Raw genomic sequence first — 26,927 nt, forward strand, 5'->3', positions numbered from 1 at the left:
GGGCGGCTGTCACGCGGTCTCGACGAACTCCATGAGCCGCTCGCCCTCATGCTCGAAGATCCGTCCCCCCACACCGACACCGATCGCGAAGACCGCGACGCCGGTCGCGAGTCCGGCCCAGAACGTCGCGGGGGCGAACTGCGACCCCTCGAGCATCGTGAGCACGAGCAGCCAGATGGTCGGCACGCTCACGACGATCGCGCCGAGGAAGGCCGCGGCTGGGCCGTATGCGCCGCGTGACGTCGGCCGCTGCGGCTGCTGGAACGGGCTGTCGCCGGGGCGCGACACCGCGTAGGGAGCGATCACCGAGACGATGCTCGAGAACCCGAGCGCTGACAGCAGCAGGCTGGCTCCGAGGCCCGTGAGCGGAAGAAGCAGACGCCAGTCGTCGATCCACAGCAGAGTGAGGGGAACGGCTATGGCGAGCACCGGAACGGCCACGAGAATGACCGGGACGAGTCGTCCCAGACGATCGGGGATGCCGCGGACGCCGCTGGCCACATGCGTCCAGAGCGCCGTGGAATCGTAGGCGACATCGTTGTGCGGGAGCCACCCGAAGAACAGAGCCATCACCGGGACCGGAACGAGCGCAGCGATCTCGAGCGGAACGCCGGCCACCAGGAGCGGCAGCACGGTGAGCGCGCCGGCGACGGGGACGACGATGAGGTTCATGATGTACCTGCGGTCGCGCAGCCAGTAGACCAGGCTTCGCGAGGCGATCGCACCGAAGGCGTTGGACGGGAGCAGACCGAACCAGCCGAGGCCAGAGCGTTCCCGCGAGGTCACGGGCCGCTCTGTGGTGGTGAGCAGTCTGCGCACGAGCCATGACCACAGAGCCCAGAGAGCCACTGCTGTGATGAGCGCCACGATGCCGCTGATCCAGTTTCCGGTGACGTCGTCCGTCGCGAACGAGAAGAGGAACCGCGACGACGCGGCGAAGGGAGTGAAGCCGATCGTCGCTGTGAGCGACGCGACGGCCGCAGGAACCTGTCCGTCCCACTTGAGTGAGGCGAGGAACACGGCGACGGGGAACGCGATCACGATCACGGCCAGTGCGAAGAGTGCGGTGAGCTCGCGCGACCGACGCTCGGGCAGCAGCAGCGCGTTCACCGCCATGCCGATGCGCGCCGAGAGGATCGTCGACAGCAGGCTGACGAAGGTCACCAGCACTGCGATGAACCAGGGTGCGCCGAGCCTGATGGCCACGATGCACACGCTGATGTTCACCGCGACGAGAGCGAGACTCGGAACGCTGATGAATGAGGCGAGCGCGAGGATCCAGGGCATCTGACGCTCGTCGACGCCGAACACGGCGAATCGCCGGGGATCGAGCTGGTCGACGGCCCCCACGAGGATCGGGCCCACCAGGAACCCCAAGAGCAGAGCGGCACTGCCGAGCACGATGACCGTGCGTGCGACAGCGACGGGGGCGTCGTCGAGACTGAGGACCGCAGCGCAGACCACTGCCGTCAGGATCACCACGACAGCGAGCATGACCAGGGTGCGCACCCGACGTTCGTCGCGAAGCGATCCGATCAGGAGCGCCGCCCTCAGTCGGAGAACGTGTGCAGCCACTCGAGCCCCTCCACCTCGCCGATACCACCGGAGAGCTCGACGAACCGCGCTTCGAGCGTCTGCCCTGCGCGCACCTCGTCGATCGTCCCTTCGGCGAGAACCTCTCCCCCGACGATGATCGCGACCCGCGAGCAGACGCGCTCGACGAGATCCATGCCGTGACTCGACAGAACCACGGTTCCTCCGTGCGAGACATAGGCGCGCAGGATGTCGAGGATCACCGCGGAGGACACCGGATCGACGGCCTCGAACGGCTCATCGAGCACCAGGACCCGCGGCGAGTGGATCATCGCGCCCGCGAGCATGATCTTCTTGGTCATACCGGCCGAGTAGTCGGAGACGACGCGGTTCAGCGCCTCCCCTAGGTCGAAGGCTCGTGCGAGGTCGGCGACGCGCTTCTCGATCACCGCCGATGCGAGCCCCCGCAGGAGCCCGTAGTAATAGAGGAGCTGCCGCCCCGTGAGCCGGTCGAACGTGCGGAGGCGATCGGGCAGCACGCCCATCATGCGCTTCGCGGCGAGCGGCTTCGCCGACTGATCGACGCCGCAGATCGCGATGTCGCCCGCGTCGGCACGCAGAAGGCCCGCGACGATCGAGAGGGTCGTCGTCTTGCCGGCCCCGTTGGGACCGACGATGCCGTAGAACGACCCCGCGGGAATCGTGAGATCGATGCCGTTGACCGCGGTGTGGTCGCCGAAGCTCTTCACGAGCCCGCGGATGCGGATGGCTTCGGATCCGGATGCCGCTCCGACTTCGCCGATGGCCTCGTCTGTCTCGTCAGAATCGGACACGGCATCGACGACCCCGGATGTCGCGTTCTCGTCGACGGACGGCTCTTCAGTGGACTCGGTGACCATCGCGGCTTCCGTCGTGGTGTCTTCGAGCGGTGCCGACTCGAGGGTGGGCGCTTCGTCTTCACCGTCGACGGCGAGCACATCCGAGGATGCCGATGACTCGGTCGTCAGCGGCTGCGGCTCGGGCTCGACGCGCGTCTCGACTGCGACCTCGACCGGCTCTTCGACAGTCGCCTCTGTCGTGTTCGACCCTGAGACGTCGGACTCGCGTGCATCGGCTTCCATGGTGTTCGCATCAGCTGCCACGGGGTCGACAGCGACGCCCCCGACCTCCGCAGCTTCGGCTTCCTCGGCCTCGGCTGCGGCAGCCTTCGCTGCAGCGGCCTTGGCCGCGGCCGTCTTCGCCGCAGCAGCCTTCGCAGCCGCTGCCCTCGCGGCCGACGTGCGCGCCGCGGACTTCGCCGCGGCACTCTTCTCCGCAGCAGCCTTGGCTGCTGCGGTCTTCGCCGAAGCGGCCTTCGCTGCCGATGCGGTCGATTCCGACCCCGCAGCGGCAGTGGTCTTTGCAGCCGCCGCCTTTGCCGCAGCAGCCTTGGCCGCCGCCGTCTTGGTCGCCGCGGATCGCGCCGAAGCGGTCTTCGCCGCAGCCGCACGCGCCGTCGTGTCGCGCGTCGAGTTCTTCGCTGCGGCTGCGCGCGCCGCGGCGGTCGTCGTCTTCTTCGGTGCTGCAGTTCGGGGACCGGCGCTCTCAGGGCTCCGATCGATCTTCAGAGCCGGCTCGGCGACCACCTCGACGGTCGCTGCCGCCTTCTCGGCCGCAGCCTTGGACGGCGTACGGGTGCCGGTCGTCTTCTTGACGGTCGTCTTGCGAGCGGGGGTCTTCTTCGGGGCGGCGGGCGCGGCGTCAGCCACCTGATCGGTGCGGTCGTCGGAGGAAGAAGCAGTCACCGTCCTACGGTATCAACGGGTTCCGACTTTCTTCGGGTCGCCGCAACAAATCGCCCATAGGATCTTCTCAACGACTTCTCTTCGCCCGAATACGGGCGAATCTGAGTGTTGGGTGTGTACTGGATCACGAATTGGCAACAGCGACGTCAACCCCCGGGGCTTCCCAGGCTTGATCGCTAGCATGAATCTCGGCACGACGAAGTGTCCGGTCGGTGTACCGACCATGAACACATACTTCATTTAGGAGCACTCGTGACTCTTCAGACCGTCATCCTCGCAGCAGGAATGGGCTCTCGCCTGGGCCGCGCGCTGCCGAAGCCGCTCACGGAGCTGAGCGACGGCCGCACGATCATGCGCCAGCAGCACGACAACATCCGCGCCGCATTCGGATCGGACGCCCGGATCACCGCCGTCGTCGGATACCGCGCAGAGACCATCATCGAGGCGTTCCCGAACGTCAACTACGTGCACAACGAGCGCTACGACGAGACCAACACCTCGAAGAGCCTGCTGCGCGCCCTCGGCGCCACGGGCAAGTCAGGCGTGCTCTGGATGAACGGCGACGTCGTCTTCGACCCGATGATCCTCGGTCGGGCGGCCGCGTACATCGAACGCGACCAGTCGTTCGTCACCGTCAACACCTCCAAGGTCAGCGACGAAGAGGTCAAGTACACGGTCACGGCCGAGGGCTTCATCAACGAGCTCTCCAAGACCGTCAAGGGCGGTCTCGGCGAGGCCGTCGGCATCAACTACATCTCGTCCGCCAACAAGAAGGCGTTCATGCGCCAGCTGCAGCGCGTCGAGGACCAGGACTACTTCGAGCGAGGCCTCGAGCTCGCGATCGCCGAAGACGGCCTGCTGCTCGAGCCGATGGACGTCTCCGACCTGTACGCGGTCGAGGTCGACTTCGCCGAGGACCTCGAGCGGGCGAACCTGTTCGTCTGATCGTCTTTCACGAAAGCCCGGCTCCGTCAAGGGGAGCCGGGCTTTCGGCGTTTTCGCGGCCCGGGTTCCTAGGATCGTTCCATGGCCCCCAAGGTGCACAAGATCCACTCCCTCCCCGACGATGCCGCGTGGGACAGGGGGGTGCCGCCGGTGGGCTCGACGGAGCACCCGTTGATGGTCCGAGGCCTCGATCGCGTCCTCGCCATCCAGCGCCCTCTCGTCCTGGCGCATATCCGCAGCATCCGCCTGAGGAACCCCCACGCGTCACCTGAGCAGATCATCCGCATCCTCGAGCGTCGCTATCTCGCGGCTGTCACGACCGGCGGCGCAGCCGTCGGCGCGACCGCCGTCGTTCCCGGCATCGGCACAGGCATCACCCTCGCCCTCTCGGGCGTGGAGACCGTGGGGTTCGTCGAATCGACCGCACTCTTCGCGCAGTCCGTCGCCGAGGTCCATGGGATCGCCGTCTCCAACCCCGACAGGGCCAGGGCGCTCGTCATGACCCTGATGCTCGGCAAAGAGGGTGTGGCGCTCGTCGGACAGTTGGCGGGGCAGGCGACGGGTCGCGGAGGCACACGATCGTCGTACTGGGGTGAGATGGTCACGAAATCTCTTCCCCGGGCAGCCGTGGGGCCCCTCGTCGACCGACTCAAGAGCATGTTCATCAAGCAGTTCGCCGCGAAGGGCGGAGCCTCCTTCATCGGCAAGGCGCTGCCCTTCGGCGTGGGCGCCGCGGTCGGCGGCGCGGGAAACCACATCCTCGGGCGCCGCGTGCTGACCACGTCGCATCACGCCTTCGGCGCACCTCCCATGGACCTGCCTCTCGAGCTCGAGCCGATCGACGGGGCAGAGAAGCTCGAACTGCGGATGCTGCACGGTGCGCAGTTCGTCGGGGGCGCCGTGGCGGGCGCGGCCGGGTCGGCAGCACGCGGCGTCGGCTGGGCGGGGCGGAAGATCGCATCCGTAGGGCGGGGCCGCAGGAGCGGCCTCGATGAGATCGGACCGTCGGGAACGCACGATCTTCCGGGCGAACTCGGATCCGGCGCCTCGGACGTCGCCAAGGACTGACGCCGTCCGACACCCGCAGCCGCCATCGCTGACTGCACGACAGCCGCCAAAGGATCCGGCGACCCGTTGTGGCGAGCATCCAACGGACGGGGCCGACCCGACGATAGGGTGGAATCCGTGACGGACAAGCCCGAACTCTCGACCACCGCCGGCAGGATCGCAGACCTCCGCGCTCGCTACAACGAAGCCGTTGTCGACGCTGAGAAGGTCGCGCAGGAGAAGCAGCACGCCAAGGGCAAGATGACCGCCCGCGAGCGCATCGAACTGCTCGTCGATCCAGGGAGCTTCGTCGAGTTCGACGAGTACGTGCGGCACCGCACCACCTCGTTCGGCATGGATCGCAACCGCCCGTACGGCGACTCGGTCGTCACCGGCGTCGGAACGATCCACGGACGCACGGTGGCGGTGTACTCGCAGGACTTCACCACGTTCGGCGGCTCGCTGGGCGAGGTCTCGGGCGACAAGATCATCAAGATCATGGAGTTCGCGCTGTCGGGCGGCATGCCGATCATCGGCATCCTGGATTCGGGCGGAGCCCGCATCCAGGAGGGCGTGCTCGCGCTCAGCAAGTACGGCGAGATCTTCCGGCTGAACACGCGCTCGTCCGGTGTCATCCCGCAGATCTCACTCATCATGGGCCCGGCAGCCGGTGGCGCCGTGTACGGCCCGGCACTGACGGACTTCGTGATCATGGTCGACAAGACCAGCCAGATGTTCGTCACCGGTCCCGACGTCATCAAGACGGTCACCGGCGAGGATGTCGGCATGGAGGAGCTCGGAGGAGCCCTCACGCACAACACCCGCTCGGGCGTCGCCCACTACCTCGCTGAAGACGAGGATGACGCGATCGACTACGCCCGCACGCTGCTCGGGTTCCTCCCCGACAACAACATGGCGGAGATCCCGGCGTACGAGAGCGGCTTCGAGTGGGAGACGACGGATGCCGATCGCTCGCTGAACACGATCATCCCCGACTCCGCGAACCAGCCGTACGACATCCACACCGTCATCGAGCACGTCGTCGACGCGGGAGACTTCATCGAGGTCCAGCCGCTCTTCGCGCCGAACATCGTGATCGGCTTCGGCCGCGTCGAGGGCCGGTCGGTCGGCATCATCGCCAACCAGCCGTCGCAGATGGCGGGAACCCTGAACATCGAGGCGGGCGAGAAGGCCAGCCGGTTCGTGCGATTCTGCGACGCCTTCTCGATTCCGATCGTCACGCTCGTCGACGTGCCCGGGTACCTGCCGGGCACCGACCAGGAGTGGACCGGTGTGATCCGCCGCGGCGCGAAGCTCATCTACGCCTACGCCGAGGCGACGGTTCCGCTGGTCACCGTCATCCTTCGCAAGGCCTACGGCGGGGCCTACATCGTGATGGGCTCGAAGCAGCTCGGCGCGGATGTCAACCTCGCCTGGCCCACAGCGGAGATCGCCGTGATGGGTGGTCAGGGTGCGGTCAACATCCTCTACCGCGGCGAGATCAAGCGCGCCGAGGAGGCCGGTGAGGACGTCGCCGCCGTGCGCACCCGTCTCGCCAACGAGTACACCTACAGTGTGACCTCGCCGTTCCTCGCCGCCGAGCGCGGCGAGATCGACGGGATCATCGAACCGGCGAACACCCGGGTCTCGATCGCCAAGGCGCTCCGCGCCCTCCGCGGGAAGCGCGCCGAGCTGCCGCCCAAGAAGCACGGGAACATCCCGCTGTGACCGTACGTGCGACGCAGGACGCGATGTCGGAGGAGCACCAGCTGCCGACGATGGAGATCACCCGGGGCGCTGCGACCGAGGAGGAGCTCGCGGCTCTCATCGCGGTGGTGACCGACGCCTACACTCAGGAGGCTTCCGAGGCTGTGGCCGACGAGCCTCGCGTCTCGGCATGGGCTCGCACGCAGAGACCGCTGCGACGTCCGCTGCGGCGTGACATCCCGTGGGGCCGCTTCGCCGGCTGAGCTCGGAGGGCACGGAGTGCCTGCGAGACCCGGAGCCCCCCAGCTACCGGGCCACGCAGACGACCCTCCGATTGATGCGGGGCCGTCGCCCCTGGCACCTTGTCACCCCAGACGGCGCATCTCATCGATAGTACATCGATTGGAGTTATCGCTCCAGGACGCAACCGATATACCGGTATGCAAACTGACGGCTCGTTCAGTCTTCCAGGTAGAGGTCCGACGCCCGGGGTGTGAGAACGGCGTCGAGCACGACACAGGCTGCGCCCACCGCGCCGACGTCGTCTCCCACGACAGCACTGTCGACGGTCAGTGTGCGTACCGCGCGAGTGGCGCTCCTCCGATGCAACGGCTCGGGGATCTCGCGCAGGTAGATGTCGGAGAGCGGCCCCCAGAACGGACCGCCGAGGACGACCCGATCGACGTCGAGCACGTTCGTGAGCACCGAGATCAGCACTGCGAGATGGCCGGCGGATCGACGCACCACGCCGAGCGCTGTCGTCTCGCCCGCCGACGCCCGCTCGCACAGACGCAGGAATCGCTTCTCGAACTCGTTCGCGGCGCCACCGTCAGGGTCGTCGTCGAACACGCCGGCCGCCTCTGCCTGCTCGACGATCGCCTGCGGCGTGCACATCACCTCGACGCATCCGCGCGAGCCGCACGCGCACGCCGGCCCCTCCGGGTCGACCATGATGTGGCCGATCTCACCGAAGTTGTGGGTGCTGCCGGCGATCACGCCGCCATCGCGCGCCGCAGCTGCCCCCAGCCCCGTACCGAGGTAGACGAACAGGAAAGAGCCTTCGTCCGTCGCATCGCCGGTCCACAGCTCCCCCACCGCAGCTGCGGTGGTGTCCTTCTCCAGGGTGACCTCGAAGCCCGTCGCCGTCGCGAGCACCGATCGCAGCGGAACCCGATGCCATCCGTCGAGCTTCGGAGGGTCGATCACGGTGCCCTTCTCAGCGTCGAGCGGGCCGGGCGCAGCGACGCCGACCCCGGCGACCAGGTCCCGATCGATGCCCGCTTCGCCGATCAGGACGTCGATCGTCTGCGCCATCGTCTCGACGATGCGGCTCGGGTCCGAGTCCTGCGTGCGCACGACCCGCCGACCCACGACCGCACCGGTCATGTTCAGCAGCACGAATGTGATCACCGCAGGATCGAGATGCACGCCGACCGAGAAACGGCTCTCCGCCACCAGGCGCAGCGTGACCCGCGGTTTACCCGGCCCGTTGATGGTCCGCCCGGCTTCGGCGATCAGCCCCTCGTCGAGAAGACGGCGGGTGATGTTGGTGATCGTCTGCGCCGAGAGGCCCGTCGCCTCGACGAGTTCGATCCGGCTGAGTCCTTCACCGGACCGGCGGATGGCCTCGAGGATGACCGACTGATTGAAGTCGCCCATTCGGGGGAGATTTGTTCCTCGACGCATTCCCATGCCCCATCTTCTCGCACCGGGGTCGAATCCGTGTCCCCCAAAATACCTACAGACAACGACTTGAACAACCGTGAAACTGAGTAAGACGCTCAGCGTTCGGCTGGTCTCTCTGTCCCAGGGTAGATAGACGCAGACCGGCCACCAGCGGACGGTTTTCGGGTAACTTGTCCGCTTGGCGAGGGGCTGGCGGATTCGCCGCCCCTCGCCCACTCTGTCTGACCTCGACTCTGACCTCCTCCCCCGGCCAGAGCCGAGGGCAGGGGCGATGTGTCAGGCCTCTGGCGCGTCTCGTGGGATCTCGTGCCACACGTCGACGGCGTCGTCATCGCTCTGCCCACCTGCACCTGCCCGCCCGACCACCGTCACCGCAGTGAGCGGATCTTGGGCCGCACGGATGATCCACCGCTCCGCATCGGCGTCACGCAGCACTCGCGCGAGCTCGTCGCGGATCGTCGCGCGCCTCTCCTCGTCGACATCGGCCAGGCCGCCCTCATCGAAGACCGTGACCACGGCACCCCGGCGACGCGCGTCCTCGATCGCATCCCGCACCGCGTCGTTGAGCAGATCAGCACCGCGAAGCTCATCCCGGAGGCGCCCCTCGGCCAGGCGCGCCTGCAGGCGCTCCTCGTCGGTCAGCGAACCGCGAGATGCGACCGTGCGACTGAGCACGGGCCCGGCGACCGCGAGCGCGAACTGCGTGCGCAGGCGACGTTCCTTCTGGCGCACCTGCTGAGTCGCGTGCCACGCCGACACTGCCTGCTGGATCCCCGCGAGACGCTCGGTGTCGCGCACGGCTCTGTCCCAGAAGATCACCAGCAGGTGAGCGATCACGACCCACATGAGCGAGCCGACGAGACCGAGCGACAGAGCGACGAAGAATCCGAGATACGCCGACGATGTGACGAGGAGGACGGCCACCACCAGCCACCCGATCACGAACCGACGTCGCACGATGCACACCACGCCCATCAGACCGAGCGCGCCGATGTACCAGGTCGCGAACGGCGCCGTGCGCGTGAGCGGATCGAGAGACAGCGTCACGAGTACCGGGATCAGGAGGCTCGAGACCAGGGTCGCCAACGCCGCCCAGAGAGGCATTCGCACGGAGATCGCCGAGTCCCACAGGATCGCGACATTGACGACGACGAGATACAGGGCGATCGCCGCGACCATCAGCAGCGGCGCGGAGGGCTGCTCGATCCACCAGACACCTCTGGCGGCGAAGTACATCGCGAAGCCGACGGCGAGCGAGGTCGCGACACTGCGCACGGTGCGGTTCATGGAAGCTCCCACCCCAGAGTCACAGTGGTGCCGAACTCGCTCGAGTCGATCTCTGCCGTGCCGGCCACTCCGGCCATGCGCGCGAAGATCGATGCTCTGATTCCGAGGCGGTCGGCACCGATGGCCCGAGGATCGAACCCGGGGCCGGTGTCCGAGATCGTCACGGTGATGCCCTCTTCGCCTCGGCCCTCCACGAGGATGTGCAGGCCGCGCCCGCCCGCGTGGGTGACGGCATTGCCGAGCGCCTGTCTGGCGGCGAGCACGAGTGCTCTCGCAGCGCGCCCGGGGATCAGGCCGATCCCGCCTCGCTCCTCGACGATCGCATCCGCTCCGAGCTCCGAGAGCGCCCGCCGGAGCTCGACGACGATCTGCGCCGCGCCGACCGGCTCGTCACTCCCTTCCTGCGCGACAGCGGCCTCGGTGTTCGCCAGACGCGTGAGCGCCTCGCGGGCCATGCCCACGGCGAGGTCCTGCGCTCGTTCGCCTTCCGCACGCTCGGCGGCGATCAGTGCCGCGAGAACACTGTCGTGCATGAGGGCCGACATGGCCGCGCGCTCCTCCTCCGCCGCGGCTGCGGCCGCTGCCCCGGCGTACGAGGCGACCGCCCGTGCACGGGCCTCGTCGACGCCCGCGGCGACGGAACGGAACATCCACCCCAGCGCGATGATGACGAACCCGAGAATCAGGGTGAACGACACGTCGAAGGCCGTCGTCACCCAGAAGTCGCGCGAGAAGTCGCCCTCGACGAGACGGACGTAGCCGTAGACGAACGGCAGGCACAGGGCCCACGCGAACTGGAGCCAGAGCGGAAATGCGAGCATCGCAGCCACGACGCCGACGTTGACGAGGAAGAAGATCCACGGCTGGTCGGCCGCCTCGCCCACCGGGTCGACGAAACTCGGCCACGCACCGAGCGCGAGGGTGTAGACGATCGCGAACGCTCCCGACGCCGTCCTGACGCCACGACCGATGATGCACGCGATGAGCATCACGATCAGCGGAATGAAGACCACGAGCAGCATCGCGATGCGTGCGGTATCCGGCCCCGATGTGGTCGTGATGCCCGCGATCAGGGCCTGCGCTCCGAGAACGCCCGATCCGATCGCGACGACAGTGGCGAGGATGCGCTCCATGCGCTTGCCGGTGAAGCGCTCGAACTCGGTCTCGACGCTACCAGGAGACGGGATCTTGCTCCAGGCCTCGCGGATGCTGAGCGGATCAGCGGCCACTCGGTGCCCCGTCTGCGGCGACGATCCCATCCTCCATCGCGCGACGCAGAAGGTCGACCTTCGTCGGGGCCGGTCGCCCGACCTCCACGTACTTGACCCGGATGCGGGTGATGTTCTCCTTCGCGGTCGAGTATGCGACGCCGAGTCGCTCGGCCACCGCCTTCAGCGGCAGGCCGGCGGCGTACAACCGCAGAACCTCGCGCTCACGGGTCGACAGCTGGGCATCGGCGAAGTCGCGATCGCCGTCGACCGCACTCGCCCACTCGACGTTGTTGAGCGCCTCCCCCTGAGCGACGGTGCGGATGGCATCCAGCACGTCGTCGAGCGCCGAGGACTTGCTCACGACTCCCGCGGCTCCGGCGGCGAGCGCCTCGCGCACGGCTGCCGGTCGATCGGCGACGCTGTGGATCACGACGCTCGCGCCGTCCGCGACGAGCGAGCGGACGTTCTCGGTAACCGTGGTGCCGTCGCCGAGCGTCAGGTCGAGCACCACCACATCGGCAGGCTGCGCTGACGTCGCCGACCTCCACTCAAGGTACGACACGACGGTGCTGCCGGAGAAGACGACGGTCTGCGCTCCGTCCCGAGCGCACGCCGCCTCGAGACCGAGGCGGACGGATTCGTGATCGTCGATGAGTGCGACCCTGCTCATCCGCCCAGCCTACTGAGTAGTCAGCGTTCGCAGATCATCGGTCACCGCGTGAGCAGCGCGACGACCTCGAAGTGATGCGAGTGCGGGAACAGATCGAACCCGCGCAGGGTCCCCACGTTCCACCCGTGCTCGCGGAACGTGCCGAGGTCGCGGGCGAGGGCGACGGGGTCGCACGCGACATAGGCGATGGCTTCGGGAGCGAGCGTGTTCAGCGCGTCGACCACCGCGCGGCCTGCACCCGCGCGCGGCGGGTCGAGGACGACGGCTCCTGCGCGCGTGCCCGCCGGGATACCGGCGAGATAGCGGTCGACTCTGGCCGTGACGGCGTTCACGGCGAGAGGTGCGAGGTTCTGCTGGGCGTGGGCGGTCGCGCGCCTGCTCGACTCGACCGTGACGATGTCCGTGCCGCCGAGATCTGCGAGCGACGCGGCGAAGAGCCCGACGCCTCCGTACAGATCGAAGTGCTTCTTCTCGGGGTCGACATGACCGTCGAGAATGCCGTAGACGGCGCCGTCGAGCACCGAGGCGGCACGCGGGTGCACCTGCCAGAATCCACCGGCATCGACCTGGAACCGACGGTCGCCCACCTGCTCGTAGACGACCTCGGGTGCAGGTCGACGATGCTGGCCCCGCGCCGGGCGCTCTGCGAGGCGGTCCCGGCGGATGACCCGCACCTCACCGTCGCCGGGCTCGACGAGGTCGACGCTTCCGACCTCGCCGCCGGCAAGGCGCAGCGCCGCCCGTGCGACCGCCGGGCGGGCGAGCGGATGCGAGCGCACCGGGATCACCCTGTGACTGCGTGCGGCATAGGGTCCGACTCGGCCTTCGTCATCGACGTGGAGGGTGACCCTCGTGCGCCACCCGGTGCCGTCTGTCGAGTCGACGGCCTCGATCTCGGGGGCGTCGAGTCCTGGGCCGGCGAAGCGATCGAGCGCCTCGGTCAGCACCTGGCGCTTCAGCACGCGCTGCTGGGCGAGGTCGATGTGTCCGAGGTCGGCGCCACCCGGCCGATCCTCCGGGGCGCGCGAGACGTCGGCCTCGGCCCAGATGTGCGGCCGGCGGTGCGGCGAAGCCTCGAGGACCTCGACCGTCTCGGCGCGCCAGAAGCTCTTCGAGTCACCGGTCGAATCCTCGCTCAGGCGCGCGCGGACCCGCTCACCGGGGATGGCGTCGGAGACGAACACGACCCGGCCTTCGTGTCGGGCGATGAACGTGCCGCCGTGCGCGATGCCGGTGATGTCCAGATCGAGCAGGGCTGGGGAGGAAGTCATCCTTCGAGGATACGGTGGTGAACATGCGCGTCTGCCTCGCCTCCACCTCTCCCGCCCGTCTCATGCTGCTGCGTCAGGCCGGTATCGAACCGCTGACCCAGTCGCCGGGGGTGGACGAGGATGCCGTCGCCGCGGCCGCCGCAGCCGAACGGGGCGCCGAGCTCGCTCCCGCCGACCTCGTGCTCCTGCTCGCTCGCGCCAAGGCCGCGGATGTCGCTCAGCGGCTCGCGGAAGACGGGTCGTTCGACGGCATCGTGATCGGCGGAGACTCCATGTTCGAGCTCGGCGGCCGGGTCTACGGCAAGCCCTACACCGTCGAGGAAGCGACGAGGCGCTGGGAGGAGATGCGCGGTGCCACCGGCATCCTGCACTCGGGCCACTCGGTCTTCCGGGTCTCGCCCGGTGCCGCGCCGGTCGAGGCCACCGCGACCGCGCAGGCTTCGGTGACGTTCGCCGAGGACATCACGGATGCCGAGATCGCCGCCTACGTCGCCTCCGGCGAGCCCCTGCTCGTCGCCGGCGCGTTCACGGTCGACAGCCTGGGCGGCGCGTTCATCACGCGCGTCGACGGAGACCCGTCGACCGTGGTCGGCATGTCGCTGTCGACAGTGCGCCGCCTCGCTGCGGATCTCGGCGTGACGTGGACCGACCTCTGGTCGTAGAGTCTCGTCGACGTTTCCTCCTCTTTCTTGTGGAGAGTCGTCAAAGAGAACGCCACCCTTCTCGCTAGGCTGGCAAGCATGCCTGATATCGCCAAGGTGCTCATCGCCAACCGCGGCGAGATCGCCGTCCGCATCATTCGTGCCGCTCGTGACTCGGGGATCACCTCCGTCGCCGTGTACGCCGACCAGGATCGCGACGCTCTGCACACCCGCCTCGCCGACGAGGCCTATGCCCTCGGCGGAGCCACGAGCGCCGAGACCTACCTGCAGATCGAGAAGATCCTCTCGATCGCCCGTCGCGCCGGCGCAGATGCCGTGCACCCCGGGTACGGCTTCCTCGCGGAGAACGCCGAGTTCGCCCGCGCCGTCATCGGCGCAGGCATGACCTGGATCGGCCCGTCCCCCGAGGCCATCGAGGCGCTCGGCGACAAGGTCACCGCCCGTCACGTCGCCGAGAAGGTGGGGGCACCTCTTGCCCCGGGCACGCCCGGCCCGGTCGCCGGAGCCGACGAGGTCATCGCGTTCGCCCAGGAGTTCGGCCTGCCGATCGCGATCAAGGCCGCGTACGGCGGTGGAGGCCGCGGCCTCAAGGTCGCCCGCGAGCTCGACGAGGTCGCCGAGCTGTTCGAGTCCGCCACCCGCGAGGCCGTCGCGGCCTTCGGTCGCGGCGAGTGCTTCGTCGAGAAGTACCTCGACAAGCCCCGCCACGTCGAGACCCAGTGCCTGGCCGATGCAGAGGGCAACGTCGTCGTGATCTCGACGCGGGACTGCTCGTTGCAGCGCCGCCACCAGAAGCTCGTCGAGGAGGCGCCGGCTCCGTTCCTCACGGACGAGCAGAACGACCTGCTCTACTCGGCCTCCAAGGCCATCCTCAAGGAGGTCGGCTACGTCGGTGCGGGAACCTGCGAGTTCCTGATCGGCGCCGACGGTACCGTGTCGTTCCTCGAGGTCAACACCCGCCTGCAGGTCGAGCACCCCGTCTCCGAAGAGGTCACCGGCATCGACCTCGTGCGGGAGCAGTTCCGCATCGCCGCCGGCGGCACCATCGACTACGACGACCCGAAGCCGACCGGACACTCGATCGAGTTCCGGATCAACGGTGAAGACCCCGGGCGCGGGTTCCTCCCCCAGCCGGGCCCCATCCACGTCTTCAAGACCTTCGGCGGCCCCGGCATCCGACTCGACTCCGGCGTCACCGCCGGCGACTCGGTCTCGGGTGCGTTCGACTCGCTGCTCGCGAAGATCATCGTCACGGGCAAGGACCGCGCCGAGGCTCTCGAGCGGTCGCGCCGCGCTCTCGACGAGTTCGAGGTCGCCGGCCTGCCGACCGTGATCCCCTTCCACCGCAAGGTCGTCAACGACCCGGCCTTCACCGCCGAGAACGGCGAGTTCGGCGTCTTCACCCGCTGGATCGAAACCGAGTTCGTGAACGACATCCCCGCGTGGGATGGCGAGCTGGAGTCGCCCGCGGCATCGGAGAACCGCCACACCGTGGTCGTCGAAGTCGGCGGCAAGCGCCTCGAGGTCAGCCTTCCCGACCGCGTCGCGGTGGCTGCAGGCACCGCCGGACGTCCGGCCGCCGTGCCGCCGTCTCGCCGCAACCACGCCACCTCGGTCAGCGCCGGCGCTTCCGGCGACGCCGTGAAGTCGCCCATGCAGGCCACCGTCGTCAAGATCGCCGTCGAGGAGGGGCAGCAGGTCGTCAAGGGTGACCTCGTCGTCGTCCTCGAGGCGATGAAGATGGAGCAGCCGCTGCAGGCCCACAAGGACGGCACGATCGCCAACATCAGCGCGGTCGCCGGTGCGACGGTCTCGGCCGGGCACCAGCTGCTCACGATCAGCTGACCACACGCCTCACGACGAAGGCCCCCGCCTCGAGGCAGGGGCCTTCGTCGTTCCCTCAGTCCGCAGGGGCAGTCGCGCACCACTCGTCGAACAGCCGCTGCCCCGTCGGTGTGCCGAGGGCGGCGCGTGCCGCCGGCGAATCGTGGAATTCACGCAGCGCGGACCAGACGAACTGCGGGTGCGTCTTCAGCATCGCAGGGGCCACGGTGACCGTGGCGGGAACACGCATCCCGTCGGACGCGGTCACGCGACCGGGGTCCACGCGGAGTCGGATCAGCGGGAGCTCATCCATTGCTCGACGGGGTTCGGTCGTGTCCGGCTCCACGCGACGGATCGCGCTCCACGGCACGTACAGGGTCTCGGTGGCACGCATCAGGAGCACCCCGTCATGGCCGATGCCCAGCCCCATCGGTCGACGGCCGAAGGAATCGGAGCGGTATTGCGTGAGGGCCGCGCGCACCGCCGTGTAGACGAACAGCGCGGCGGTCGCCGCGAGCACCGCCACGCCGAGGAAGGCCTCCGGTCGGCCGGTCAGCCCGATCCCGACCGCCACGATCGTCGCGGCCGTGAGCACGATGGCCCACACGACGCACAGCATCAGGGTGACGACGCCCGGGCGCCGCTCCGGCACGAAGTGCACGCGTGCATCAGGGCTTCCTATCCGCCCGCGCGTCAGCGTCGCCGCGTCGACCAGACGCGCGCTCCCTGCGGCGAAAGGCCTGCGGGCAGCGACGGCGAGGGCCGTGAGACCGAACAGCGCGACGAACGCCCCCGACCACAGCGGCCCGGCGGCGCCGCCGGAGAATCCGACCATGGCGGCCGCGGCGGCGAAGAGGACCACGCCGAGCCAGAGCATGCCGGTGTTGCGTCGGGGGCGACGTTCGCCCCACTTCGCCGGCCATTCCTGCAGCGGTGGCAATGTGAACGGATCAGTCACCGCGCCCCCGCCTCGAGGACGAGCGACAGTTCAGCGACAGCAGGCGGCATGGCCACCGATGACTAGGAGATCTTGGCGTTGACGAGGTGCATGGCCCGGCTCGCGTCGGTGATGCTGCTCGACAGCGACGGGTACGCCGCGAACACGCGCGAGACCTGGTCGACCGTGAGGCGACGCTCGACAGCGACGGCGATCGGGTAGATCAGCTCGGAGGCCTTCGGTCCGACGATCACGCCGCCGATCACGGTGCCGGAGCCCTTGCGGGCGATGAGCTTCACGAAGCCGTCCTTGATGCCCATCATCTTCGCGCGCGGGTTCGCGGCGAGCGGCAGCTTGTAGACGAGACCGTCGGCCACACCGTCTTCGACGTCCTTCTCGGAATAGCCGACCGTCGCGATCTCGGGGGCGGTGAAGATGTTGGACGTGATCTTGATGAGCTCGAGCGGGATCACGATGTCGCCCAGTGCATGGAACACGGCCGTGCGGCCCTGCATCGACGCGACGGAGGCGAGCGGGAAGAAGTTCGTGCAGTCGCCGACGGCGTAGACGTTGGGCACCGACGTGCGAGCCACGCGATTGACGCGGACGTGCCCGGTATCGTCGAGTTCGACACCCGCATCCTCGAGGCCGATGCCGGCGGTGTTGGGGATCGATCCGACGGCCATGAGGCAGTGGCTGCCGTCGACCGTGCGCCCGTCCGACAGCGTCGCGGTCACGCCGTCCTTCGTGACCTCGACCTTCTCGGCGCGGGCCTTGGAGAGCACCGTCATGCCGCCGCGCTTGAAGACCTTCTCGAGCACGCGCGCGGCATCCTGGTCCTCCCCCGGCAGCACCTGGTCACGGCTGGAGACCAGGGTGACCTTGGCGCCGAGGTTCATGTAGGCGGAGGCGAACTCGGCACCGGTCACACCGGATCCGACGACGATGAGGTGCTCGGGGAGAGCTTTCATGTCGTACAGCTGCGTCCAGGTGAGGATGCGCTTGCCGTCGGGTTTGGCCGAATCCAGTTCGCGCGGCGACGCTCCGACGGCGACGATGATCGTGTCGGCCTCGATGCGGTCGAAATCCGTGCCGCCGTGACCGGTCGAGACGATGATCGCGTTCGGCCCCTCGAGGCGCCCGTGCCCGGACAGGATGCGCACGCCGGCTTCGAGCAGCGCCGATCGCATGTCCTCGGACTGCTGGCCGGCGAGAGCGATGAGGCGCTTGTTCACGGCAGCGAGGTTGATGGCGATCTCGGGCTTCAGCGGCTTGCCGTGCTCGCCCTTCGCGTAGAACTGCACACCGAGGTCGGATGCCTCCGAAATCGCGATGGCCGCATCGGCCGTGGCGATCAGGCTCTTCGAGGGCACGACGTCGGTGAGGACCGCCGCGCCGCCGACGCCCACGCGCTCGACCAGGGTCACCTCGGCTCCGAGCTGGGCGGCGGCGAGTGCCGCCTCGTAGCCGCCGGGACCGCCGCCGAGCACGGCGACGCGCTGAGTGCGCTCAAAAGGGGTGGAAGACATGATCTCCATTCTTCCGCAATCCTGGCCCCCGAGCCTGCACCTTCCTAGAGTGGATCCATGTCCGAAACACACAGCAACCCCCTCGACGACCCGAATGCGAACCCGTTCGAGATCGCAGCCGCCGCAGCCGCCGACATCGCGCGCCTGACCGGAGTCGAGAAGCACGACATCGCCCTCACCCTCGGCAGCGGCTGGGGCAAGGCCGCCGACATCATCGGCGAGACCACAGCGACCATCCCCGCCACCGAGGTCACCGGCTTCTCGAAGCCCGCTCTCGAGGGCCACGTCGGCACCCTGCGCAGCATCCGCACCCCCGATGGCAAGAACGTGCTCGTCATCGGCGCCCGCACCCACTACTACGAGGGCCACGGCGTACGTCGTGTCGTGCACTCGGTGCGTACCGCTGCGGCGACGGGCGCCGAGATCATGGTGCTCACGAACGGCGCAGGAGGCGTCCGCGAGACCTGGACCCCCGGTCAGCCGGTGCTGATCAGCGACCACATCAACCTCACCGCCGACTCGCCCCTCGAGGGCGCGACCTTCATCGACCTCACCGACCTCTACTCGCAGCGTCTGCGTGACATCGCCCGCGGCGTCGATCCCTCGCTCGATGAGGGCGTCTACACGCAGTTCCGCGGCCCGCACTACGAGACGCCCGCCGAGGTGCAGATGGCGAAGCACATCGGCGGCCACATCGTCGGCATGTCCACCGCCCTCGAGGCGATCGCCGCGCGCGAGGCAGGCATGGAGATCCTCGGGTTCTCGCTCATCACCAACCTCGCGGCCGGCATCCAGAAGACGCCGCTCAGCCACGCCGAGGTCATCGAGGCGGGCCGCGAGGCGGAGCCGGTGATCTCGGCTCTGCTGGCACGAGTGGTCGAGGCGCTGTGAACGACGAGCGCCTCGCGCAGGCGCGCGCCTGGATGAGACAGGACCCTGACCACGAGACCCGCGACGAACTGGCCGCGGTCATCACGAGAGCGGCGGCCGGTGACGAGGCGGCTGCCTCCGACCTCGACGACCGCTTCAGCACGAGGCTCGCATTCGGCACGGCAGGGCTCCGCGGGGCGCTCGGGGCCGGCAGCAACCGCATGAACCGCGTGCTCGTCGCGCAGGCGGCCGCGGGCTTCGCGTCTTACCTGCGCGAGAAGTCGCACGGCGGCACGCCGACGGTCGTGATCGGCTATGACGGACGCCGCAACTCCCGGGTGTTCGCGACCGACTCCGCCGAGCTGTTCGCCGGTGCCGGACTCCGCGCGATCCTGCTTCCGCGGCTGCTGCCGACGCCGGTGCTCGCCTTCGCGGTGCGCCACCTGGGAGCGGATGCCGGTGTCATGGTCACGGCGTCGCACAACCCGCCGAACGACAACGGCTACAAGGTCTACCTGGGCGGCGCCGACCAGGGTTCGCAGATCGTCGCACCCGCCGACGCCGAGATCGCCGCGCACATCCAGCGCGTCGCCGACGCGAATGACGTCTCGGCCCTGCCTCGCTCCACCGACTACGAGACGGCGGGTGAGGACGTCGTCGAGGCGTACGTGGCCGCGACAGCCGCGATCGCTCCGGCGCCTGCGGGCGCCTCGGACCTGCGGTGGGTCTACACCGCGATGCACGGGGTCGGCTGGGAGACGCTGTCGAAGATCGTGTCGGCCGCCGGATATCCGCAGCCCATGGTCGTCGAGGAGCAGCTGAAGCCCGACGCGACGTTCCGCACCGTGTCGTTCCCCAACCCGGAGGAGCCGGGGGCGATGGACCTGTCGTTCGCTCGGGCGCGTCGGGTGCAGGCGGACTTCATCATCGCGAACGATCCGGATGCCGACCGCCTCGCCGTGGCCATTCCGGATGCGTCGTCGGAGAACGGATGGCGACGCCTCACCGGCAACGAGGTCGGGCTGCTGCTCGGCGCTCGAGCCGCCAGAGCGGCGGCGGGCACTCCCGGCGCCTCGCTGGCGTGCTCGCTCGTGTCCTCCCCCGGCCTCGGCGCCGTCGCCGCGCACCACGGGCTCGACTTCCACGAGACGCTGACGGGCTTCAAGTGGATCTCGCGGGCCCCCGGCATCGTGTTCGGATTCGAGGAGGCCCTCGGCTACCTCGTGAACCCCGAGACCGTGCGCGACAAGGACGGCATCTCGGCCGCCGTGGCGGTTCTCGGTCTCGCGGCCGAAGCGCACGAGCGGGGCAAGTCGCTGGCCGACCTGCTGTCGGAACTGGGCGACACCTACGGCCACTTCGCCAGCGGACAGGTGTCGGTTCGCGTCGACGACCTCTCGGTCATCGGCAGTGTGATGCTGTCGCTGCGCACCCTCCCGCCGCAGCAGCTCGGCGGCCACCTCATCGCCTCGGCGGAGGATCTGCTGCACGCCGACGAGGGTCGACCGTCGGGCGATGTGCTGCGCTACAGGCTCGCAGACGGCTCGCGCATCATCGTGCGTCCGAGTGGCACCGAGCCGAAGCTCAAGGTCTACATCGACGCCACCGCCGACTCCGCGGAGCGGGCCAGTGCGACGGTCGGCGAGCTCGAGGCCGCGGTGCGTGTGCTCCTGGAAGAACGCTCGTAGGCCGCATGCCGAGAAGACATGTCGTGATCAGCGCCCATAACGGGGTGCACGCGCGCCCCGTCGCCGAGCTCGTCAGGCTCGTGCAGGCGCACCCGCACGCCGTGACTCTGCGCACGTCGTCGGGCGCGGTCGTGGACCTCAGCAGCGTTCTCGCACTGATGGACCTCGCTCTCGCGCCCGGCGACGCGGTGGTGCTCGAGACTGCGGAGTCGACGGATGCCGAATCGGTCCTCGACACTCTGGCCGGCGTGCTGGATCCTCGGGCCTGAGGCGGTCGTCAGCCGTCGATGACGGCGACGAGCTCATCGAGGAACGCCTCGAAGGTCGTTCCTCGACGGAGGATCCGTTGCACGCTCTCTCGTTCGCTGAACACCTCGACGAGCTGCTCGAACACGGTCTGGAAAGCGGCGCGGTCGCTCTCGCTGAAGGCGGCGAGGGCGACCACCTGCACTCGCCCCTCCCCCCAGGCCGCCGACCCGTCGGCGACGCCGATCGCGATCGCGGTGCGCGTCGCGGTCATCTGGAGCGCGTGCGGCACCGCGAGGGCATCGGTGAACGCCGTCGACGACATCCGTTCGCGGAGGATCGTGTTGTCGACGTAGTCGTCGCCGATGAGACCGGCATCGACGAGCAGCCCGCCCAGCCGCCGGATGATCGCGTCCTCGCCCTCATCGGGCAGCGGGTAGACGAAAGCATCGGCGACGAAGTAGCGCGCGAGCTCGGCGCGGAGCCTGGTCAGGCGTCTGCCGCGTCTGACGCGGGCGGCGGCCTGCTGGATCCGATCGACATCGGCATCCGTGAGGAACGGCTGGATGCGCACGAAGCGATCGCCTGCCGCTCCCGGTTCGATGGTGCTGAGCACCAGATCGGTGTCGAACGACGACCAATCCGGGTCGACCTTGGTGATGACGCTGGTCACCTCGATCGCCGATCCCAGCGAGCGGTCGACGCTCGAGCGCAGCAGCTCGTGGAGCTCGTAGTAGCCGGGACACACGATGGTCGCGGTGAGGATCGACTCCGCCTTGCGGCTGCGCTCGATCCGGCCGCCGACGTGCATGGCGATGTACGCGATCTCGTCGTCGTGGATCGGCGTGCCGAGTCGGTCGTGCAGTCCACTGGCTATCGAGACGGCGACCTCGAAGATCATCGGATACGAGGTCTTGAGCGAGCGGGTGAGCGGGTTGCGGGTCAGCGCGCTCTCCTCGGCTCGGCGCATCAGATTCTGCACGTGCAGGGCGAGGCGCAGCACGAACGTCTCGTCGACCAGATCGACCTGGAAGTCCTCCGCCGCCCTCGCGATCTCGGCTCGGACGGCGGCCTCGACCCGCGGGTCCACACCGCTGCGGGCGACGTCACCCGCGGCATCCTCTCCCGGGGCCACGATGCGGGTGAGCACGAGGGACGCGAGATGGCCGCTGTCACCGTCTCCGAGCGTGACCGAGAAGTGCTGTTGGGCGAGGCGGGCGATCACGGCGCCGACCCGCGGGATCTCCTCACGTGCGCCGGCGGGCCCCGACTCGAGCGCATGCCCTGCGGCGACCCTCTCGGCGGCGATGGCGATGTGCAGAAGGACGTCGGAGATCGCGAGCTCGTTGACGTAGTAGCCCTGCTCGCCGAGTTCGCGCACCAGCTCGGACTTGAAGGGTCCCACGGCATCCGCGGCGATGACCCCTCCGGCGAGCGCGCGGCGGAACGTCTCGGGGTGGAACGACGCGGCGTCCATCTCGTCGTGCGCCAGCCGCGACAGCAGTCGTCGCTGTGCGGCCTCGTTGCCGCGCAGACGCACGATCTCGCGGTCTCTCTCGAGCGTGAGATCGGTGCCGTCGAGCAGCGCACGCACGCGGGCGAGGTCAGCCTCGAGAGTCGCTTCGCTCACGTGCAGCGCATCGGCCGTCGCGAAGACGTCGACGCCGTCCGGCACATCGAGCAGGGTGCGCACGAGACCGTGCAGGCGGTCGCGCGGAGCGGACTCACGGCTCTGCCGGGCGCGCAGCGCGTTGCGAGCCCCCGACCCGGCGCGGTACCCGGCGGGGCCCGACTCGACGGCATCCGCGGCTCCGGTCCTGGCGTTCAGGGCGGCGACGTACGAGCGGATGCTGCGCGGGGTGACGCCGAGCTGGTCGGCGAGATTCGCCGCCGTCACCCACTTCTCCTGTCGGATCAGGGATGACAGGAGCTGGTCCTGGCGCTGTCGCGACATGATGCTCCCTCCTCCGTGCCGACTGCACTGTCCTGACGTGACTTCCATGATGTCAGGAAGCAGGGTGCCCCGCTCCGAAACCGATGTTCCGCAGGGGCGGAAAGGAACCTGTTGGCGACCGCACCCGAACTCTTCCCAGACTGTTCTCAGGAAAGGTGAGCATCGATGAAGATCCTCGTGGTGTGCGGCGCCGGTGCGTCGAGCACGTTCGTCGCGCAACGACTCCGCCGGGCGGCCTCCGAGGCCGGCCTCGACTGGGACGCCGCAGCCGGCATGGAGCAGTCCGTCGCCGGCAGCGACCACGACCTGATCCTCGTGGGTCCTCATCTCGCCGATCGCCTCGAAGCGATCCGCCAGGCCGCCCCCGCTCGGGTGGCCGTGCTCCCCGACGACGTCTTCGCCGACCGCGACGGCACCCGCACGCTGGCGCTGGCGCGGTCGATCGTCGCCGACGCCAGGAACACCCCGAAAGGAACATCATGACCGTCTCCCGCACCGTCCGCATCGGCTCATCCCATGGACTCCACGCTCGTCCGGCGAAGCTGTTCGCGCAGGCGGCGAAGGACTCGGGGATTCCCGTGACCATCGCGAAGGACTCGGGCAAGGCGGTCAACGCGGCCAGCATCCTCGGCGTGATCGCGCTCGCGATCGAACACGGCGACTACGTCACGCTGACCGCCGAGGGCGACACCGCCGAAGGCGTGCTCGACACGCTCACCGAGCTGCTCACGACCGACCATGACCAGGACGCCGGCGCGTGAGCGAGCTCAGAGGAGTCGGGATCGGTCTCGGGGTCGCCCAGGGCGTCGTCGTCCGGATGACCGAGCCGCTGCCCGCTCCCGACAACACTCCCAGCGCCCAGGGCGTCGACGCCGAGCGCGCACGGGTGCGTGAGGCCGTCGCCGCCGTCGCCCAGGAGCTCACCGCACGCGGCGAGGCCGCGGGCGGTTCGGCGCAGGAGGTGCTCGAGGCTCAGGCGATGATCGCCGAGGACCCGACGCTGCAGGACGAGGTCGACACCCGAATCGATGACGGCGCGACGGCCGAATGGGCGGTGCACGATGCGTTCGCGGGCTTCCGCGCGACGCTCGAAGCCGTCGGCGGCTACCTCGGCGAGCGCGCAGCCGACCTCGATGACATCGCCCAGCGGGTGCTCGCGCGTCTTCGCGGCGTCGATGCACCGGGAGTCCCCGATCCGGGGCACCCGTTCGTCCTGGTCGCCCGAGACCTCGCCCCGGCGGACACCGCGCTGCTGAACCTCGATCAGGTGCTCGCCCTGGTCACGTTCGACGGCGGGCCCACCTCGCACACGGCGATCCTCGCCCGCGAGAAGGGCATCGTCGCGATCGTCGGCGCGGCCGCCGCAGACGGGCTCGCGACCGGCAGCACGGTCATCGTCGATGCCGCCGCCGGAATCGTGACCCTAGATCCGTCCGACGATGAGAAGGCGCGCGCCGAGCAGCGCGCAGCCGCCCGCCGCTCGGCGGACGCCGCACCACTGACCCCCGGCGCCCTCGCCGACGGCACTCGGATCCCGCTGCTGGCGAATCTGGGGAAACCTGCAGACGCATCAGATGCCGTCGAACGTGGGGCTGAGGGCGTCGGGCTGTTCCGCACCGAGTTCCTGTTCCTCTCCTCGGCGCAGGCACCGACGGTGCAGCAGCAGCGCGAGTCGTATCGGGAGCTGCTCGCAGCCTTCCCCGGCCAGAAGGTCGTCGTGAGGATGCTGGACGCCGGTGCCGACAAGCCGCTGGCGTTCCTCAACGACGCGCACGAGGAGAATCCCGCGCTCGGGCTCCGCGGGCTGCGTGCGCTCCGAGCGAGCGAGGACATCCTGCGCGAGCAGCTCACCGCGCTGGCTGAGGCGGATGCCGCCACCGAGGCCGACCTGTGGGTCATGGCGCCCATGGTCGCGACCGTCGAGGAGACCCAGTACTTCACCTCTCTCGCCCGGGAGTACGGGCTGAAGACCGCCGGTGTGATGGTGGAGATTCCGGCGAGCGCTCTGCTCGCCGACCGCGTGCTCGCGCACGCGGACTTCGCCTCGATCGGCACCAACGACCTCACGCAGTACACGATGGCCGCAGACCGGATGCTCGGCTCGGTCGCCTCGTTCCAGGACCCGTGGCACCCGGCCGTGCTCCGTCTCGTGCGAGAGGTCGGCGCGGCAGGAGCACGACTCGGCAAGCCGGTCGGGATCTGCGGCGAGGCTGCCGCCGACCCGATGCTCGCGGTCGTGCTCGTGGGGCTCGGCGCGACGAGTCTCTCGATGGCGCCGTCGGCCCTCGCGGACGTGCGGCACACCCTGTCGCAGCACACTCTCGACGAAGCCCGCAACTTCGCCGAACTCGCACTGGCGGCCGACGACGCCGCCGGTGCTCGCCTCGCCGTGGCTGACGCCGCGGCAACCCATCCCCCTCACCAGAAAGAGACGACATCATGACGACGACGTCACCCGCAGCCACGAAGGCAGGCGGCCTCCGAACGGGCGTGCAGCGCTTCGGCACGTTCCTCTCGGGCATGATCATGCCCAACATCGCCGCGTTCATCGCGTGGGGATTCATCACGATGCTGTTCATCCCGGCCGGGTTCTTCGGCGTCGACAGTCCGTTCGGGTGGCACTGGTATCCGGTCGCCGAGCTCGTGGGCGGTGGCGGCGATTCCGCCATCATCGGCTGGCAGGGGGCCATGACCGCCGTGGCCGAGGGTGCCGACGGCAACTTCTTCGGCTATGTCGGCCTCGTCGGCCCGATGGTCACCTACCTGCTGCCCCTCCTGATCGCCAACACCGCCGGCCGCATGGTCTACGGCGAGCGCGGTGGAGTCGTGGCGACCATCGCGACGATGGGTGTCATCGTCGGCACGAACATCCCGATGTTCCTCGGCGCGATGATCATGGGACCGCTCGCGGCCTGGATCACCAAGCAGATGGACAAGCTGTGGGACGGCAAGATCCGCCCCGGTTTCGAGATGCTGGTGAACAACTTCTCCGCCGGCATCCTGGGCATGCTCCTCGCGATCTTCGGCTTCTTCGCCTTCGGTCCCGTGATGCTCGGCATCAGTGCGGTCCTCGGCGGCGCGGTCGACTGGCTGGTCGCGCTGAACCTGCTCCCGCTCGTGTCGATCATCGTCGAGCCGGCGAAGGTGCTGTTCCTCAACAACGCCATCAACCACGGTGTGTTCACCCCGCTCGGCATCGAGCAGGCCACCGAGACCGGCAAGTCGATCCTCTTCCTCATCGAGGCGAACCCCGGCCCCGGCCTCGGCCTGCTGCTCGCGTTCACCTTCTTCGGTGTCGGCGTTGCGAAGGCATCCGCCCCCGGAGCGGCGATCATCCAGTTCTTCGGTGGCATCCACGAGATCTACTTCCCGTACGCCCTCAGCAAGCCGACCACGATCCTCGCTCTGATCGCGGGTGGCGCAGCCGGTGTGACCACGAACATGGTGCTCGGCGGCGGCCTGGCCTTCCCGGCAGCTCCCGGCAGCATCATCGCCGTGACCGCCGCAGCGATCGGGCCGGGCGTCGGCAACCTGCTGGTCGTGTACCTGTCGGTCGTCATCGCCGCCGTCGTCACGTTCCTCATCACGGGAGTCATCCTGCGCGCCTCGCGCAAGCGCGACCTCGAGGCCGAGGGAGACAGCTTCGGCGACGCGATCGCACAGACCGAGGCGAACAAGGGCAAGTCCTCCGCCGCGATGGACGCCCTGCGTGCCTCCTCGGGCGCGGGTGCGGCCGGGGGTGCGGCCGGTGCAGGTGCAGGTGTCGCCACCGACCGCCGCATCGAGAACATCGTGTTCGCCTGCGATGCCGGCATGGGCTCGTCGGCCATGGGCGCGAGCGTGCTGCGCAACAAGTTCAAGAAGGCAGGGGTCGAGGGCGTCACCGTCACGAACCAGGCCATCGCGAACCTCGACGGCACCGCCGACCTGGTCATCACCCAGCAGCAGCTGACCGACCGGGCGCAGGCGCAGTCGCCGAACTCGATCCACGTGTCGGTCGACAACTTCATGAACTCTCCGAAGTATGAAGAGGTCGTCGAGATGGTGCGCGAGCAGCGCGACTCCGACGCGTGACA

General features: G+C 68.9%; 23 protein-coding genes. 13 read left to right on the plus strand and 10 right to left on the minus strand.

Going from position 1 to position 26,927, the window contains the following annotated elements:
* Positions 1 to 9 precede the first annotated feature (9 nt).
* On the minus strand, positions 10 to 1,575 hold the full coding sequence (locus FIV50_RS11490) for a hypothetical protein (protein WP_140037546.1): 1,566 nt from the start codon (positions 1,573 to 1,575) through the stop codon (positions 10 to 12).
* Positions 1,551 to 3,317, minus strand: coding sequence for an ABC transporter ATP-binding protein (locus FIV50_RS17905; RefSeq protein ID WP_258184232.1), 1,767 nt, complete (start codon positions 3,315 to 3,317; stop codon positions 1,551 to 1,553). The genes FIV50_RS11490 and FIV50_RS17905 overlap by 25 nt, the downstream gene beginning before the upstream one ends.
* Before the next feature lie 252 nt (positions 3,318 to 3,569).
* Between FIV50_RS17905 and FIV50_RS11500 the strand changes: the two genes are divergently transcribed.
* The 4 genes from FIV50_RS11500 to FIV50_RS11515 all read left to right on the plus strand — a co-directional run bounded on the left by FIV50_RS11500 (position 3,570) and on the right by FIV50_RS11515 (position 7,279).
* The gene (locus tag FIV50_RS11500) at positions 3,570 to 4,262 is read left to right on the plus strand and encodes a phosphocholine cytidylyltransferase family protein (protein WP_060927173.1); all 693 of its coding nucleotides are present in this window, start codon (positions 3,570 to 3,572) and stop codon (positions 4,260 to 4,262) included.
* A gap of 81 nt (positions 4,263 to 4,343) precedes the next feature.
* Entirely contained in the window at positions 4,344 to 5,330 is a 987-nt protein-coding gene (locus FIV50_RS11505) for a hypothetical protein (protein WP_258184234.1), read from the plus strand.
* 117 nt (positions 5,331 to 5,447) lie between these two features.
* Positions 5,448 to 7,037, plus strand: coding sequence for an acyl-CoA carboxylase subunit beta (locus FIV50_RS11510; RefSeq protein ID WP_375137374.1), 1,590 nt, complete (start codon positions 5,448 to 5,450; stop codon positions 7,035 to 7,037).
* The gene (locus tag FIV50_RS11515; protein ID WP_308810373.1) at positions 7,034 to 7,279 is read left to right on the plus strand and encodes an acyl-CoA carboxylase subunit epsilon; all 246 of its coding nucleotides are present in this window, start codon (positions 7,034 to 7,036) and stop codon (positions 7,277 to 7,279) included. The genes FIV50_RS11510 and FIV50_RS11515 overlap by 4 nt, the downstream gene beginning before the upstream one ends.
* 196 nt (positions 7,280 to 7,475) lie before the next feature.
* On the opposite strand, the gene FIV50_RS11520 is transcribed toward FIV50_RS11515, so the two are convergent.
* The 5 genes from FIV50_RS11520 to FIV50_RS11540 form a co-directional block, all read right to left on the minus strand.
* Positions 7,476 to 8,675 carry an ROK family transcriptional regulator gene (locus tag FIV50_RS11520; RefSeq protein ID WP_140037547.1) on the minus strand — a complete coding sequence of 400 codons (1,200 nt, stop codon included), beginning with the start codon at positions 8,673 to 8,675 and terminating at the stop codon, positions 7,476 to 7,478.
* A gap of 303 nt (positions 8,676 to 8,978) precedes the next feature.
* On the minus strand, positions 8,979 to 9,989 hold the full coding sequence (locus tag FIV50_RS11525; RefSeq protein WP_140037548.1) for a hypothetical protein: 1,011 nt from the start codon (positions 9,987 to 9,989) through the stop codon (positions 8,979 to 8,981).
* On the minus strand, positions 9,986 to 11,218 hold the full coding sequence (locus tag FIV50_RS11530) for an ATP-binding protein (protein WP_140037549.1): 1,233 nt from the start codon (positions 11,216 to 11,218) through the stop codon (positions 9,986 to 9,988). The genes FIV50_RS11525 and FIV50_RS11530 overlap by 4 nt, the downstream gene beginning before the upstream one ends.
* Positions 11,208 to 11,870, minus strand: coding sequence for a response regulator transcription factor (locus FIV50_RS11535; RefSeq protein WP_140037550.1), 663 nt, complete (start codon positions 11,868 to 11,870; stop codon positions 11,208 to 11,210). Before FIV50_RS11535 ends, FIV50_RS11530 begins: the two co-directional genes overlap by 11 nt.
* 41 nt (positions 11,871 to 11,911) lie before the next feature.
* The gene (locus FIV50_RS11540) at positions 11,912 to 13,141 is read right to left on the minus strand and encodes a class I SAM-dependent RNA methyltransferase (RefSeq protein ID WP_140037551.1); all 1,230 of its coding nucleotides are present in this window, start codon (positions 13,139 to 13,141) and stop codon (positions 11,912 to 11,914) included.
* A 23-nt stretch (positions 13,142 to 13,164) separates the two neighbouring features.
* Here FIV50_RS11540 and FIV50_RS11545 point away from each other — a divergent pair, with 23 nt between their 5' ends.
* Positions 13,165 to 13,803: a Maf family protein gene (locus FIV50_RS11545; protein ID WP_140038756.1), complete on the plus strand. Its 639-nt coding sequence runs from the start codon at positions 13,165 to 13,167 to the stop codon at positions 13,801 to 13,803.
* 78 nt (positions 13,804 to 13,881) lie between these two features.
* Positions 13,882 to 15,648 (plus strand): acetyl/propionyl/methylcrotonyl-CoA carboxylase subunit alpha, encoded by a 1,767-nt coding sequence (locus FIV50_RS11550; protein ID WP_140037552.1) that lies wholly within the window; start codon positions 13,882 to 13,884, stop codon positions 15,646 to 15,648.
* Between the two features lie 55 nt (positions 15,649 to 15,703).
* Here the strand turns inward: FIV50_RS11550 and FIV50_RS11555 are convergent, their stop codons facing one another.
* Together FIV50_RS11555 and FIV50_RS11560 are read right to left on the minus strand one after the other, a co-directional pair.
* Positions 15,704 to 16,585 carry a hypothetical protein gene (locus FIV50_RS11555; protein ID WP_140037553.1) on the minus strand — a complete coding sequence of 294 codons (882 nt, stop codon included), beginning with the start codon at positions 16,583 to 16,585 and terminating at the stop codon, positions 15,704 to 15,706.
* A gap of 62 nt (positions 16,586 to 16,647) precedes the next feature.
* Positions 16,648 to 18,102 (minus strand): NAD(P)H-quinone dehydrogenase, encoded by a 1,455-nt coding sequence (locus FIV50_RS11560; protein ID WP_181164209.1) that lies wholly within the window; start codon positions 18,100 to 18,102, stop codon positions 16,648 to 16,650.
* A 48-nt stretch (positions 18,103 to 18,150) separates the two neighbouring features.
* On the opposite strand from FIV50_RS11560, the gene FIV50_RS11565 reads away from it, so the two are divergent.
* Genes FIV50_RS11565 through FIV50_RS11575 form a run of 3 tightly spaced genes read left to right on the plus strand, consistent with a single transcriptional unit; the run spans position 18,151 to position 20,920 of the window.
* Positions 18,151 to 18,984, plus strand: a complete 834-nt coding sequence (locus FIV50_RS11565) for a purine-nucleoside phosphorylase (RefSeq protein WP_140037555.1) — start codon at positions 18,151 to 18,153, stop codon at positions 18,982 to 18,984.
* Positions 18,981 to 20,651: a phospho-sugar mutase gene (locus tag FIV50_RS11570; RefSeq protein WP_258184235.1), complete on the plus strand. Its 1,671-nt coding sequence runs from the start codon at positions 18,981 to 18,983 to the stop codon at positions 20,649 to 20,651. The genes FIV50_RS11565 and FIV50_RS11570 overlap by 4 nt, the downstream gene beginning before the upstream one ends.
* A gap of 5 nt (positions 20,652 to 20,656) precedes the next feature.
* Complete coding sequence (locus tag FIV50_RS11575; protein ID WP_140037556.1) at positions 20,657 to 20,920, plus strand: HPr family phosphocarrier protein; 264 nt, start codon at positions 20,657 to 20,659, stop codon at positions 20,918 to 20,920.
* An 8-nt stretch (positions 20,921 to 20,928) separates the two neighbouring features.
* Here the strand turns inward: FIV50_RS11575 and FIV50_RS11580 are convergent, their stop codons facing one another.
* Positions 20,929 to 22,851 carry a BglG family transcription antiterminator gene (locus FIV50_RS11580; RefSeq protein WP_140037557.1) on the minus strand — a complete coding sequence of 641 codons (1,923 nt, stop codon included), beginning with the start codon at positions 22,849 to 22,851 and terminating at the stop codon, positions 20,929 to 20,931.
* 165 nt (positions 22,852 to 23,016) lie between these two features.
* Here FIV50_RS11580 and FIV50_RS11585 point away from each other — a divergent pair, with 165 nt between their 5' ends.
* The 4 genes from FIV50_RS11585 to FIV50_RS11600 are packed head-to-tail and all read left to right on the plus strand — an operon-like array spanning position 23,017 to position 26,925.
* Positions 23,017 to 23,334 carry a PTS sugar transporter subunit IIB gene (locus tag FIV50_RS11585; RefSeq protein WP_140037558.1) on the plus strand — a complete coding sequence of 106 codons (318 nt, stop codon included), beginning with the start codon at positions 23,017 to 23,019 and terminating at the stop codon, positions 23,332 to 23,334.
* A complete protein-coding gene (locus FIV50_RS11590; protein WP_140037559.1) occupies positions 23,331 to 23,612 on the plus strand; it encodes an HPr family phosphocarrier protein in 282 nt (93 codons plus the stop codon). The genes FIV50_RS11585 and FIV50_RS11590 overlap by 4 nt, the downstream gene beginning before the upstream one ends.
* A 56-nt stretch (positions 23,613 to 23,668) precedes the next feature.
* Complete coding sequence (ptsP, locus tag FIV50_RS11595; RefSeq protein ID WP_375137398.1) at positions 23,669 to 25,294, plus strand: phosphoenolpyruvate--protein phosphotransferase; 1,626 nt, start codon at positions 23,669 to 23,671, stop codon at positions 25,292 to 25,294.
* Complete coding sequence (locus FIV50_RS11600) at positions 25,291 to 26,925, plus strand: PTS mannitol transporter subunit IICB (protein ID WP_140037561.1); 1,635 nt, start codon at positions 25,291 to 25,293, stop codon at positions 26,923 to 26,925. The genes ptsP and FIV50_RS11600 overlap by 4 nt, the downstream gene beginning before the upstream one ends.
* Positions 26,926 to 26,927: the final 2 nt, after the last annotated feature.

Origin of the sequence: Microbacterium foliorum (assembly GCF_006385575.1) — a bacterium.
In the GTDB taxonomy this organism is placed as follows: domain Bacteria; phylum Actinomycetota; class Actinomycetes; order Actinomycetales; family Microbacteriaceae; genus Microbacterium; species Microbacterium foliorum_B.